This window comes from Citrobacter sp. wls619, assembly GCF_005281345.1.
Lineage (GTDB): Bacteria > Pseudomonadota > Gammaproteobacteria > Enterobacterales > Enterobacteriaceae > Citrobacter.
In genome coordinates, this window is record NZ_SZXJ01000043.1 from 62,052 (window position 1) to 74,985 (window position 12,934).

A 12,934-nucleotide genomic window follows, 5' to 3' on the forward strand; every position below is an offset into this window, starting at 1 on the left:
AGCAAGCCCCAGGGTTTTCAATTAAAACATGGTCATCAGATGACGATAACTTATTTGTCGCCTAACTGCTCTGACATGTTGCCCGGGTTCGGCGTACGCGGCTCTTCAGCCGGACGTGGAGCACTCGGGGTGCCATTGTTGCCAGAGTTGTTAGATGAAGCAGACTCTTCCCAACCCGCTGGCGGGCGCACATCGCGGCGAGCCATCAGATCATCAATCTGCGGTGCATCGATGGTCTCATATTTCATGAGCGCATCTTTCATCGAGTGCAGAATGTCCAGGTTATCGTTCAGCAGACGGCGAGCACGGTCATAGTTTCGTTCAATCAGCAATTTCACTTCCTGATCGATAATACGCGCGGTTTCATCGGACATATGTTTTGCTTTCGCAACAGAACGACCGAGGAACACTTCGCCTTCTTCTTCCGCATACAGCAACGGCCCCAGTTTGTCAGAGAAGCCCCACTGAGTGACCATGTTACGCGCCAGGTTCGTCGCGACTTTAATGTCGTTGGACGCACCGGTAGAAACATGTTCAGCACCGTAGATGATCTCTTCCGCCAGACGACCGCCGTACAGCGTGGAGATCTGACTTTCCAGTTTCTGACGGCTGGCGCTAATTGCGTCGCCTTCAGGCAGGAAGAAGGTGACACCCAGCGCACGACCGCGCGGAATAATCGTCACTTTGTGCACCGGATCGTGCTCCGGCACCAGGCGACCGATAATCGCGTGGCCAGCTTCGTGATACGCGGTAGATTCTTTCTGCGCTTCCGTCATCACCATGGAGCGACGTTCCGCACCCATCATGATTTTGTCTTTCGCTTTCTCGAACTCAACCATCGATACCACGCGCTTGTTGCCACGTGCTGCAAACAGTGCCGCTTCGTTCACCAGGTTCGCGAGATCCGCACCGGAGAAACCAGGCGTACCACGAGCAATGATTGCCGCATCGATATCCGGAGACAGCGGTACGCGACGCATATGCACTTTCAGAATCTGTTCACGACCGCGAACATCCGGCAGACCAACAACAACCTGACGGTCAAAACGGCCTGGACGCAGCAGCGCAGGGTCAAGAACGTCCGGACGGTTAGTTGCCGCGATAACGATAATACCTTCGTTACCTTCGAAGCCGTCCATCTCAACCAGCATCTGGTTCAACGTCTGTTCACGTTCATCGTGACCGCCACCCAGACCAGCGCCACGCTGGCGACCTACGGCGTCGATTTCATCGATGAAGATGATGCACGGTGCCGCTTTCTTGGCTTGTTCGAACATGTCACGCACACGAGATGCGCCCACACCGACGAACATTTCCACGAAATCAGAACCGGAAATTGTGAAGAATGGAACCTTCGCTTCACCCGCGATGGCTTTTGCCAGCAGGGTTTTACCGGTACCCGGAGGACCGACCATCAGGACGCCTTTCGGGATCTTACCGCCCAGTTTCTGGAAACGGCTCGGTTCACGCAGGTATTCAACCAGTTCAGCGACCTCTTCTTTCGCTTCGTCACAACCCGCGACATCAGCAAAAGTGGTTTTTATCTGATCTTCGGTCAACATGCGCGCTTTGCTCTTACCGAACGACATGGCACCTTTGCCACCACCGCCCTGCATTTGACGCATAAAGAAGATCCAGACACCAATCAGCAGCAGCATTGGGAACCAGGAAATGAAGATAGAAGCCAGCAGGCTCGGCTCTTCAGGCGGCTCGCCAACAACCTTGACGTTTTTGGTCAGCAGGTTATCAAGCAGCTTCGGATCGTTAACCGGAATGTAGGTCGTGTAACGGTTACTATCTTTCTTGGTAACGTTAATCTCACGTCCGTTGATACGCGCTTCACGAACCTGGTCCTGATTGACCTCTTGCAGGAAGGTAGAGTAATCAACCTTACGGCCATTAGACTCGCTGGGCCCAAAGCTCTGGAATACTGACATCAGCACAACGGCAATGACCAGCCAGAGTATTAGGTTTTTCGCCATGTCACTCAAGGGATTAACCTCATATTACAACTGTGTTAAAAACAGCGTCAGGATACTCTATATCCAGTGTCTTTCAAACTTTCGTTTGAAATCTACCGGTTATGGTTTACGCCCGGTCGCTACAATGTACACTTCACGCGAACGGGCGCGAGAAGAGTCCGGCTTACGAACTTTGACCTTCGTAAACAGGGAGCGAATGTCTCTTAGATACTCATCGAAGCCTTCGCCCTGGAACACCTTAACTACAAAACTACCACCTGGCGCTAATACATCACGAGCCATTCCAAGTGCCAGTTCAACCAGATACATGGCCCGGGGAATATCCACCGCCGGTGTTCCACACATATTTGGCGCCATATCAGACATGACAACTTGTACTTTACTGTCACCTACACGCTCAAGTAACGCTTTCAGGACTAATTCATCACGAAAGTCGCCCTGAAGGAAGTCCACACCAACGATTGGATCCATAGGTAAAAGATCGCAAGCGATAATGCGGCCGCTGTTTCCGATCTGCGTAACCGCATATTGCGACCAGCCACCGGGTGCAGCGCCGAGGTCAACAATCGTCATCCCCGGTTTAAAAATTTTGTCACTTTGCTGTATTTCATCAAGTTTAAACCAGGCACGGGAACGTAACCCCTTTTTCTGTGCCTGTTGAACATATTTATCGCTAAAGTGTTCCTGAAGCCAGCGACTCGAGCTGGCAGAACGCTTTTTACCTGTCATTTCACTTTCCCATCGGGCAGTTCATCGTAACCAATGGTGTAAATATCTACACAGCTATTTGGCGATATATGGGAGATGGCGGTAGAATGACCCGTTTTCAATCCCAACGTAAGCAAAAATATACGATGAATCTGAGTACTAAACAAAAACAGCACCTGAAAGGTCTGGCACATCCGCTCAAGCCTGTAGTTATGCTTGGCAATAATGGTTTGACCGAAGGGGTACTGGCCGAGATTGAACAAGCGTTAGAGCACCATGAGCTTATCAAGGTGAAAATCGCCTCGGAAGATCGCGATACTAAAACCTTGATCGTGGAAGCTATCGTACGCGAAACCGGCGCCTGCAATGTACAGGTCATCGGCAAAACGCTGGTACTGTATCGCCCGACTAAAGAACGTAAAATCTCGCTGCCACGCTAAGAATATCCCAAAGTTGAACACGAAGTTTGTGTAAAACGCGGGAATTTCCGCTAGCAGGAGAGCAAAATGCCACGCTCTCTTCGTTGATAAAAGGCCGCTATGCGGCCTTTTTCCTTTCTTTACAATACATCAACATCTTACAGATACACTAAATAATTCGAGCACCGCCAACGCGTATGCAACGTGAACCAGGATGTGCGTATTGGGAAGTTCTTACAGGTATTCGACCTTCGTCACTTCATACTCAACTTCACCGCCCGGCGTTTTGATAACCACCACGTCATCCTGCTCTTTACCAATCAGGCCACGAGCAATAGGTGAGTTCACCGAAATCAGGTTTTGTTTAAAATCGGCCTCATCATCGCCCACAATGCGCCAGGTCTGCTCTTCATCGTTATCAAGATTCAGAACGGTAACCGTTGCACCGAACACAACGCGGCCGTTATTTGGCATTTTAGTGACGTCAATAACCTGCGCGTTAGACAGTTTGGCTTCGATATCTTTAATGCGACCTTCGCAGAATCCCTGCTGTTCACGAGCCGCGTGATACTCCGCGTTCTCTTTCAGGTCACCGTGTTCACGCGCTTCCGCGATCGCGGCAATAATTTCAGGACGACGCACAGATTTGAGAAAATCCAGTTCTTCGCGCAGTTTTTCAGCACCACGTAAGGTCATCGGGATAGCTTGCATTTGTTATACCTCTTGAACATTCCTGTAGGGGGTGGTTGTCCTCACCCCGGCTGCTAAGCCCACCCTGGCATACGCCATGCCAGAGTCAGAAGCAAAAAAATACCGACCCGGGGCACGAGGTCCCAGGTCAGCTACAATTCTCTATTTGATGTTCATTTTACCCTGGAGTTCCCTATGGGTCATCGTTTACTTTTTAGGGCGTTGCGCCGTAGTATGACGGCCTGATTCCAGGTTGTTAGCGCGAGATTATGCGATTTCCCAGATTTGCCATTGGATTAACTGCCAGTATAGCGTTCAGCGTTCAGGCTGCGAATGTCGACGAGTACATCAACCAGCTTCCTGCCGGGGCCAACCTCGCCCTTATGGTACAGAAGGTTGGCGCGCCTGCGCCCGCGATTGATTACCATAGCCAGCAGATGGCGCTGCCGGCCAGTACCCAGAAAGTGATCACCGCTCTGGCGGCATTGATTCAACTCGGACCTGATTTCCGTTTCACCACGACGCTTGAGACAAAAGGCAACGTAGAAAATGGGATATTGAAAGGCGACTTAGTTGCGAGATTTGGTGCCGATCCGACGTTAAAACGTCAAGATATTCGCAATATGGTAGCAACTCTGAAAAAATCAGGGGTGATGCAAATTGCCGGAAATGTCCTGATCGACACCTCCATTTTTGCCAGCCATGATAAAGCGCCCGGCTGGCCCTGGAACGACATGACGCAATGTTTTAGCGCTCCGCCTGCTGCGGCGATTGTCGACCGAAATTGCTTCTCGGTGTCGCTTTACAGTGCGCAAAAAGCCAACGATTTGGCGTATATTCGCGTAGCGTCTTACTACCCGGTGACCATGTTCAGCCAGGTTCGCACCCTCGCACGTGGTTCTGCGGAAGCGCAATATTGTGAACTGGACGTGGTACCCGGCGATTTGAACCGCTTCACACTGACCGGGTGTCTGCCGCAGCGCGCCGAACCGCTGCCACTGGCGTTTGCTATCCAGGACGGTGCCAGCTATGCCGGAGCCATTCTAAAAGATGAGCTAAAACAAGCGGGTATTACCTACAGCGGCACGCTGCTGCGTCAGACGCAGGTCAACGAGCCGGGTACCGTAGTCGCCAGCAAACAATCAGCACCGCTGCATGATCTGCTTAAGATTATGCTGAAAAAATCAGACAACATGATTGCCGACACCGTTTTTCGCATGATTGGCCATGCACGATTTAACGTACCGGGTACCTGGCGGGCAGGTTCAGATGCCGTACGTCAGATCCTGCGTCAGCAGGCGGGCGTCGATATCGGCAACACGATTATTGCCGATGGCTCTGGCCTCTCTCGCCATAACCTGATTGCCCCCGCCACTATGATGCAGGTGCTGCAATACATCGCACAGCATGACAATGAGCTGAACTTTATCACCATGCTGCCGCTGGCGGGCCACGATGGCTCCCTGCAATACCGTGCAGGCCTGCATCAGGCGGGTGTAGATGGCAAGGTTTCCGCGAAAACAGGCTCACTGCAAGGGGTATACAACCTCGCAGGGTTCATCACCACCGCCAGCGGGCAACGCATGGCCTTCGTGCAGTATCTGTCTGGCTATGCGGTAGAGCCTGCAGACCAGCGCAACCGCCGTATTCCACTGGTACGCTTCGAGAGTCGGTTGTACAAAGATATATATCAGAATAACTGAGTGCATTATTGCCGGATGGCGACGCTAACGCGTCTTATCCGGCCTATAGCGCGTCCTGGAAACAAAAACCCCGGCAACATGGCCGGGGTTTTTATTGGGATTAACGCTTGTAAATAAACTCAACGCCTTCTTCGTCGTCTTCGTCCCAATCGTCATCCCAGTCATCTTCCGCTTCGTCTTCGACTTCAGCGAGCTGCTGACGGTGATAATCATCCCACATGAACTCAACTTTCTCCGGCTGTTTCGCTTCTTCAGCCTGAACGATTGGGTTCTCAATGATAAAGGTCATCACATCCCAGCAAAGATCCTTCACACCCAGCTGGCTGGCGGCAGAGATCAGGTAATATTTACCTTCCCAGCCCAGCGCTTCAGCGATGGCTTTCGCTTTTTCTTCCGCTTCAGCTTTGTCCATCAAATCAATTTTGTTGAACACTAACCAGCGCGGTTTAGATGCCAGATCCTGACTGTATTTTTCCAGTTCGCCAATAATGATACGGGCGTTTTCTACCGGATCGGAACCGTCAATCGGATCGATATCAATGAGATGCAGCAGCACACGGCAACGTTCCAGGTGCTTCAGGAAGCGGATACCAAGACCTGCGCCTTCAGCCGCGCCTTCAATCAGACCTGGAATATCGGCAACCACGAAGCTCTTCTCGTTGTCCATACGCACAACGCCGAGGCTCGGTACCAGCGTGGTGAACGGATAATCCGCCACTTTCGGTTTCGCCGCAGATACCGCGCGGATAAACGTCGATTTACCGGCGTTTGGCATGCCCAGCATACCCACGTCCGCCAGCAGCATCAGCTCCAGCATCAGATCGCGCTTATCACCCGGCGTACCCATCGTTTTCTGACGCGGAGTACGGTTAACCGAGGATTTGAAACGGGTGTTGCCCAGACCGTGCCAGCCGCCTTTAGCGACCATCAGACGCTGACCGTGTTTGGTCATGTCGCCCATCGTTTCGCCCGTACCCTGGTCGATAACGCGTGTCCCTACTGGCACTTTGATGGTAACGTCTTTACCACGCTTGCCGGTGCAATCACGGCTTGCGCCATTCTGACCACGTTCCGCACGGAATGATTTTTCAAAACGGTAATCGATCAGCGTGTTCAGGTTTTCGTCGGCTTCCAGCCAGACGTCACCGCCATCACCACCGTCACCACCGTCCGGACCGCCTTTTGGGATGTATTTTTCGCGGCGGAAGCTGACACAACCGTTACCGCCATCGCCTGCAACGACCAGAATCGATGCTTCATCAACAAACTTCATTTTACTCTCCGTAAATCATTCGCCTGAGCGGGGTTGCGAAACCACCGTTTCATGCTTACGTAAACCGCCCCAAATTCGATGACCAATGGCGGAATACATCGCGCCCGCAACCACGATAAACGCACCGAGATAACCTAAAAGGTTTAGCATCGGTCTGGCGAAGAAATCGGGCCAGGCCAGTGATAATAAATCTGAAAATAACAACGTAAACAGCGGTGTGAGCGTAATTATGGCGCTCACCTGTGCCGCCTGCCAGCGAGCCATTGCTTCCGCAAGGGCACCGTATCCTACCAGTGTATTCAGGCCGCAGAACACGAGGCAGGCAAGCTGCCAGTCGCTGAGTTGCGCTATTACACCGGGTTTAGCCAGCGGCAACAACGCTATCGTACATAAAGTGTACAGTAAAAACAGGATCTGCGGTGATGCCAGGCGGCGCAATAACACCTTTTGCGCGACCCCATAACACACCCAAACCGTCGCGGCACCGACACCAAAGATAACGCCCCAGGTGTAATCGGTCAGCCGGGTAAAAATTTCGATCAGACTGGTATTAAAAAACAACACCAGGCCGCTCAGAAGCATAATCGCGCCAATAATCTGCGTGCCGCGCATCTTCTCCTTCAGGATAAAGACGCTGGCGATCATCATGCCAACCGGTGACAGTTGACCGATAACCTGCGAAGCCGTTGGGCTCAAATATTGTAAAGACGAACTAAACAGAATGAAGTTACCGAACAGTCCACCCGTGGCAATAGCCAACAGCACCAGCCAACGCGCTTTGCGAAAAATACGCAATGGAGGGAGCTTTTTTTTAACCGCAAGAATAGCGCCAAGGCCAATGCTTGCCATTAAAAAACGGTAGAACACGACGGTAGGAGGTTCCATCACCTCCAGCACTTGCTTCATCGCTATTGGTAAAGCCCCCCAACAGACAGCTGTCGTGAGCGCTAAAAGAATACCAATACCTGCCTGCTGCTTCATGCCGTATTCCCTGCAAGGGCTCGTTTCCGGGTTATCACGGCGCGACGAGCGTATTTACCGGTCGTCGAATGTAAAAAGCCCCGCAACGTGTTGCGGGGCTTTTATCCGTTACCGGGACGCGAAAAACTTATTCAGCAACAATGCTGATGAATTTACGGTTTTTCGGGCCTTTCACTTCAAATTTCACTTTACCGTCTGCTTTAGCAAACAGAGTGTGGTCTTTGCCGCAACCAACGTTGGAGCCAGCGTGGAATTTAGTACCACGTTGACGAACGATGATGCTACCAGCCAGAACTGTTTCACCGCCGAAGCGTTTTACGCCCAGACGTTTAGCTTCTGAATCGCGACCGTTACGAGTCGAGCCGCCAGCCTTTTTATGTGCCATTTAATCTGCTCCCCTTAACTTAAGCGCTGATGCCAGTGATTTTCACATCAGTGAACCACTGACGATGGCCCTGCTGCTTACGGTAGTGTTTACGACGACGAAACTTAACAATTTTAACTTTCTCGCCACGACCGTGAGCAACGACTTCAGCTTTGATAACGCCGCCATCAACGAAAGGAACGCCGATTTTGACTTCTTCACCGTTTGCGATCATCAGAACTTCAGCGAATTCAACAGATTCGCCAGTTGCGATGTCCAGCTTTTCCAGGCGAACGGTCTGACCTTCGCTTACTCGGTGTTGTTTACCACCACTTTGGAAAACCGCGTACATAAAAAACTCCGCTTCCGCGCACACCTTTTTGATGATTCAGAGTGCGCTATAAATATTCACAATAGGGCGCGAATATTACGCAAAACGCGAGCCTTTGACAAGTGCTACCGTCAATACATGAAGAAAAAAAACACAACGTGTACGGTAACGTTTATCTGCGGCGTTTTTTCAGTACAATCAGCATATATTTCTAACCCTAAACCCGACGTTACCTTCTCAAATAGTGAGGTAATCGGGGCGAGAAGCCCGGCTTTTGCGATGAATTTAGAAAAAATCAATGAGTTAACCGCGCAAGATATGGCGGGGGTCAATGCGACAATCCTTGAACAGCTCAATTCCGACGTCCAGTTGATCAATCAACTGGGGTACTACATCGTGAGCGGCGGTGGAAAACGCATTCGCCCAATGATCGCTGTACTCGCGGCGCGCGCTGTTGGTTATCAGGAAAATGCCCACGTCACGATCGCTGCCTTAATCGAGTTTATCCACACCGCGACCCTGCTTCATGACGATGTAGTGGATGAATCCGATATGCGCCGAGGGAAAGCCACGGCAAACGCAGCGTTTGGCAATGCTGCCAGCGTTCTGGTCGGCGATTTTATCTATACCCGCGCCTTTCAGATGATGACCAGCCTCGGCTCCCTGAAAGTGCTGGAAGTGATGTCTAAAGCGGTCAACGTTATTGCTGAAGGCGAAGTCCTGCAGTTAATGAACGTCAACGACCCGGATATCACCGAAGAAAACTATATGCGTGTTATCTACAGCAAGACGGCTCGTCTGTTTGAAGCCGCGGCCCAATGCTCAGGTATCCTTGCAGGTTGTAGCGATGAGCAAGAGAAAGGCCTGCAGGATTATGGCCGTTACCTCGGTACCGCTTTCCAGCTTATCGACGATTTACTGGATTACAGCGCAGATGGCGAGCAGTTGGGTAAAAACGTGGGTGATGACCTCAACGAAGGTAAACCTACGCTACCGCTGCTGCATGCGATGCGCCACGGCACTCCTGAGCAGGCGCAAATGATTCGCCAGGCGATTGAGCAAGGTAATGGTCGCCACCTTCTGGAACCGGTTCTGGAAGCGATGAACGCTTGCGGGTCACTGGAATGGACCCGTCAACGTGCAGAAGAAGAAGCCGATAAAGCCATCGCGGCGCTTCAGGTGCTTCCAGATACTCCGTGGAAAGAAGCCCTGATTGGCCTGGCGCATATCGCCGTACAACGCGACCGTTAACTTCCCTCGTCTCGCTTCCCAGCATCCCGTGCAGCACACGGGATGTTCTTATAAGCTCTCAAAAAGTCACAAAAACAATCAGATCACCTGTTTAACCTTGGCATATTCTGAATATATAAGCACTTTACGAGAACATTTTAGAACATTCGTTCTCGAGGCGTATAGTAACTCCACAGGCTGATTGTGAAACCGTAACTGGTTAACCAAAGGAGATGTGGAACTATGGAAAGCAAATTCATTGACTGGCATCCGGCTGACATCATCGCGGGGCTACGTAAGAAAGGCACGTCAATGGCCGCTGAGTCACGTAAGAATGGCTTGAGTTCATCAACGCTGGCAAATGCGTTAACCCGACCATGGCCGAAAGGTGAATTGATTATCGCGAAAGCACTGGGAACAGACCCGTGGGTAATTTGGCCGTCACGCTACCATGACGCCAGGACGCATGAATTCATCGACAGAACGCGGATGATGAGAGTACGGAAAGAAAAAAAGAGTCTTGAGTAGCGGTAAAACAGCAACCCCCGGATCCACGATCCTGGGGGTTACAACACGCGTTGGCGATTACTCGCCTTTAATGCGCTCAATGTTTGCGCCCAGCGCACGCAATTTATCCTCGATGCGCTCATAGCCGCGATCGATGTGATAAATACGGTCAACGACCGTTGTGCCTTCAGCGATACATCCCGCTAACACCAAACTTGCGGATGCACGCAGATCGGTCGCCATGACCTGTGCACCGGAGAGCGTTTCAACGCCGTGACAAATCACAGTATTGCTTTCGATTTCCGCGTGAGCCCCCATACGGCTCAGTTCAGGCACGTGCATAAAGCGGTTCTCAAACACGGTTTCCGTAATGAAGCCTGTCCCTTCGGCCACCAGGTTCAACAGCGTGAACTGGGCCTGCATGTCGGTCGGGAAAGCCGGATGTGGCGCAGTGCGCACATTAACCGCTTTAGGACGTTTGCCGTGCATGTCGAGGCTAATCCAGTCTTCACCGACTTCGATATCCGCACCGGCATCACGCAGCTTCGCCAGAACAGCATCCAGTGTATCTGGTTGCGCATTACGGCAGATAATTTTGCCGCGAGAAATCGCCGCCGCCACCAGGAACGTCCCGGTTTCAATACGGTCTGGCAGAACGCGATACACACCACCGCCGAGACGTTCAACGCCTTCAATGGTGATACGATCGGTACCCTGCCCGGTGATCTTCGCACCCAGCGCAATCAGGAAATTAGCGGTATCCACAATTTCCGGTTCACGGGCGGCGTTTTCGATGATGGTGGTACCTTCTGCAAGCGTTGCCGCGCACATGATAGTGACCGTCGCACCGACACTCACTTTGTCCATGACAATGTGTGCGCCTTTCAGACGTCCCTCAACGGACGCCTTCACATAGCCTTCTTCCAGCTTGATGGTGGCACCTAACTGCTCCAGACCGGTAATATGCAGGTCAACCGGGCGCGCGCCGATAGTACAGCCGCCCGGAAGAGAAACCTGACCCTGACCAAAACGAGCGACCAGTGGCCCCAATGCCCAGATAGACGCACGCATGGTTTTCACCAGATCGTACGGCGCACAGAAGACGTTAACGTCACGCGCATCAATGTGCACAGACCCATTACGCTCTACTTTCGCCCCCAACTGGCTCAGTAGCTTCATGGAGGTATCTACGTCCTTCAGTTTTGGGACGTTTTGAATTTCTACAGGTTCTTCAGCCAGCAGCGCCGCAAAAAGGATCGGCAGTGCAGCGTTTTTAGCGCCTGAAATAGTGACTTCGCCCTGGAGCTTGGTTGGCCCCTGAACACGGAATTTATCCATTATTCTGTTCTCTGTTAAGAATTCATCTTCGCTACCGGCATATCACCCGTAGCTCAAAAACCGTTAAGTTTGCGATCGCGCGCCCATTCCGCTGGGGTAAACGCTTTAATCGACACAGCATGAATGCGGTTATCCGCAATATACTCCATCAATGGGCCATAGACCGATTGCTGCTTCTTGACCCGGCTCATGCCGTCAAACATCTCACCCACGGCAATAACCTGAAAGTGACTGCCGTCACCAGAAACGTGGACTTCCTGGAGGGAGAGTGCGTTCATCAGCACGCTCTGAATTTCATTATTTTCCATGGGCTCTTCATTTGTCAGATAGTGAAAACAGCCCAACATCTTAGAGCAAAGTGGCGCTGTCATAAATAAGCAAAAAGCCTCGCTGATAAATCAGACAAGGCTTTGGCGGCAGATCCCCAGCAGGGGTTTTGCCGGATGGCGGCACAAGGCCTTATCCAGCCTGGAAAAATTAACGCGGAAGGACGTCGTCAGGCAAATTGTAAAGCTGTGCCAGGGTGTAAACCTTATCGTTAACACCGGTAAGCGAAACGCGATTCCCCTGTTGCTTGCCCTGGTCAACCAGATGCAGCAGCAATGCCAGACCACCGGTATCAACCCGGGAAACCTGGCTCAGATCGATGCAGGTTACCCCTTTCATCGCCTCAACACGTGCATCCCATAACGGATTTAACACGTCCTGATCCAGCTCTCCCGCGAGCATCAGCTTGTCACCTTCACGCGTCCAGGTGAGTGACTGCGTCATTATTTCTTCTCTTCCAGAGTGATTTTCTGCTGAGAGATGGATTTCAGCTGTGCCGTCAGGCCATCAATACCTTTCGTGCGCAGCAGGTCGCTCCACTCATTCTGTTTAGTCGTGATCATGCTGACGCCTTCGGCGATCATGTCATACGCCTGCCAGTTACCGGTCTGGGAGTTTTTACGCCACTGGAAATCCAAACGTACCGGAGGACGACCGTTTGGATCGATAATCGTCACGCGGATCGGCACAATCGTCGCATCACCCAGCGGCTGTTCAGGCGCAATCTGATAGGTCTGACCGTGGTACATCGCCAGCGCCTGACCGTAAGCCTGCTTCAGATATTCACGAAACGCGGCGAAATAAGCGTCACGCTGGGCCGGTGTCGCATCTTTGTAGTAACGGCCCAGCACCAGCGCACCGGCATACTTAACCTGCACATAAGGCAGCAGTTCCTGATCAACCACCTGACGCAGGTAATCCGGGTTAGAACGGATCTTCGGCTGTTCGTTTTTCAGACGATCGAACGTTTTCTGCGCCGCCTCATTCATCAGTTTATACGGGTTCGTCTGGTCCGCTGCGGTTGCCACGCTAAGTGGGGCAATCACCAGCATAGCCACCATCATCAATCGTTTAAACATAC

15 protein-coding genes are annotated in these 12,934 nt (G+C 51.8%); 4 read left to right on the forward strand and 11 right to left on the reverse strand.

Annotated elements, in window-relative coordinates; translation table 11 throughout:
- Positions 1-50: 50 nt before the first annotated feature.
- Both ftsH and rlmE read right to left on the reverse strand, forming a co-directional pair.
- Positions 51-1,982 carry an ATP-dependent zinc metalloprotease FtsH gene (ftsH, locus tag FDX19_RS08845; protein WP_137382430.1) on the reverse strand — a complete coding sequence of 644 codons (1,932 nt, stop codon included), beginning with the start codon at positions 1,980-1,982 and terminating at the stop codon, positions 51-53.
- Between the two features lie 99 nt (positions 1,983-2,081).
- Positions 2,082-2,711 (reverse strand): 23S rRNA (uridine(2552)-2'-O)-methyltransferase RlmE, encoded by a 630-nt coding sequence (gene rlmE / locus FDX19_RS08850; RefSeq protein ID WP_137382431.1) that lies wholly within the window; start codon positions 2,709-2,711, stop codon positions 2,082-2,084.
- A 125-nt stretch (positions 2,712-2,836) separates the two neighbouring features.
- Between rlmE and yhbY the strand changes: the two genes are divergently transcribed.
- A complete protein-coding gene (gene yhbY, locus FDX19_RS08855) occupies positions 2,837-3,130 on the forward strand; it encodes a ribosome assembly RNA-binding protein YhbY (protein WP_003025016.1) in 294 nt (97 codons plus the stop codon).
- 213 nt (positions 3,131-3,343) lie between these two features.
- On the opposite strand, the gene greA is transcribed toward yhbY, so the two are convergent.
- A complete protein-coding gene (gene greA / locus FDX19_RS08860; protein WP_003025019.1) occupies positions 3,344-3,820 on the reverse strand; it encodes a transcription elongation factor GreA in 477 nt (158 codons plus the stop codon).
- 248 nt (positions 3,821-4,068) lie between these two features.
- On the opposite strand from greA, the gene dacB reads away from it, so the two are divergent.
- The gene (dacB, locus tag FDX19_RS08865; protein ID WP_137382432.1) at positions 4,069-5,502 is read left to right on the forward strand and encodes a serine-type D-Ala-D-Ala carboxypeptidase; all 1,434 of its coding nucleotides are present in this window, start codon (positions 4,069-4,071) and stop codon (positions 5,500-5,502) included.
- A 100-nt stretch (positions 5,503-5,602) separates the two neighbouring features.
- Here the strand turns inward: dacB and cgtA are convergent, their stop codons facing one another.
- The 4 genes from cgtA to rplU all read right to left on the reverse strand — a co-directional run bounded on the left by cgtA (position 5,603) and on the right by rplU (position 8,472).
- Entirely contained in the window at positions 5,603-6,775 is a 1,173-nt protein-coding gene (gene cgtA / locus FDX19_RS08870; RefSeq protein WP_003828732.1) for an Obg family GTPase CgtA, read from the reverse strand.
- A 15-nt stretch (positions 6,776-6,790) separates the two neighbouring features.
- Positions 6,791-7,756, reverse strand: a complete 966-nt coding sequence (locus tag FDX19_RS08875) for a DMT family transporter (RefSeq protein ID WP_048213413.1) — start codon at positions 7,754-7,756, stop codon at positions 6,791-6,793.
- Between the two features lie 127 nt (positions 7,757-7,883).
- Complete coding sequence (rpmA, locus tag FDX19_RS08880) at positions 7,884-8,141, reverse strand: 50S ribosomal protein L27 (RefSeq protein WP_003025030.1); 258 nt, start codon at positions 8,139-8,141, stop codon at positions 7,884-7,886.
- Positions 8,142-8,160: 19 nt separating this feature from the next.
- Positions 8,161-8,472 (reverse strand): 50S ribosomal protein L21, encoded by a 312-nt coding sequence (gene rplU, locus FDX19_RS08885; protein WP_003025032.1) that lies wholly within the window; start codon positions 8,470-8,472, stop codon positions 8,161-8,163.
- Between the two features lie 258 nt (positions 8,473-8,730).
- Between rplU and ispB the strand changes: the two genes are divergently transcribed.
- Together ispB and sfsB are read left to right on the forward strand one after the other, a co-directional pair.
- The gene (gene ispB, locus FDX19_RS08890; protein ID WP_048213414.1) at positions 8,731-9,702 is read left to right on the forward strand and encodes an octaprenyl diphosphate synthase; all 972 of its coding nucleotides are present in this window, start codon (positions 8,731-8,733) and stop codon (positions 9,700-9,702) included.
- A 222-nt stretch (positions 9,703-9,924) separates the two neighbouring features.
- Positions 9,925-10,209 carry a DNA-binding transcriptional regulator SfsB gene (sfsB, locus tag FDX19_RS08895; RefSeq protein ID WP_137382433.1) on the forward strand — a complete coding sequence of 95 codons (285 nt, stop codon included), beginning with the start codon at positions 9,925-9,927 and terminating at the stop codon, positions 10,207-10,209.
- Positions 10,210-10,266: 57 nt separating this feature from the next.
- Here sfsB and murA read toward each other — a convergent pair whose 3' ends face one another.
- From murA to mlaC, 4 genes are all read right to left on the reverse strand, one after another.
- Positions 10,267-11,526, reverse strand: a complete 1,260-nt coding sequence (murA, locus tag FDX19_RS08900; RefSeq protein ID WP_040234132.1) for a UDP-N-acetylglucosamine 1-carboxyvinyltransferase — start codon at positions 11,524-11,526, stop codon at positions 10,267-10,269.
- A 53-nt stretch (positions 11,527-11,579) separates the two neighbouring features.
- Positions 11,580-11,834 carry a BolA family iron metabolism protein IbaG gene (gene ibaG / locus FDX19_RS08905; protein ID WP_005121314.1) on the reverse strand — a complete coding sequence of 85 codons (255 nt, stop codon included), beginning with the start codon at positions 11,832-11,834 and terminating at the stop codon, positions 11,580-11,582.
- A 169-nt stretch (positions 11,835-12,003) separates the two neighbouring features.
- Positions 12,004-12,297: a lipid asymmetry maintenance protein MlaB gene (gene mlaB / locus FDX19_RS08910; protein ID WP_137382434.1), complete on the reverse strand. Its 294-nt coding sequence runs from the start codon at positions 12,295-12,297 to the stop codon at positions 12,004-12,006.
- Positions 12,297-12,932, reverse strand: coding sequence for a phospholipid-binding protein MlaC (gene mlaC / locus FDX19_RS08915; RefSeq protein WP_040234134.1), 636 nt, complete (start codon positions 12,930-12,932; stop codon positions 12,297-12,299). Before mlaC ends, mlaB begins: the two co-directional genes overlap by 1 nt.
- Positions 12,933-12,934: the final 2 nt, after the last annotated feature.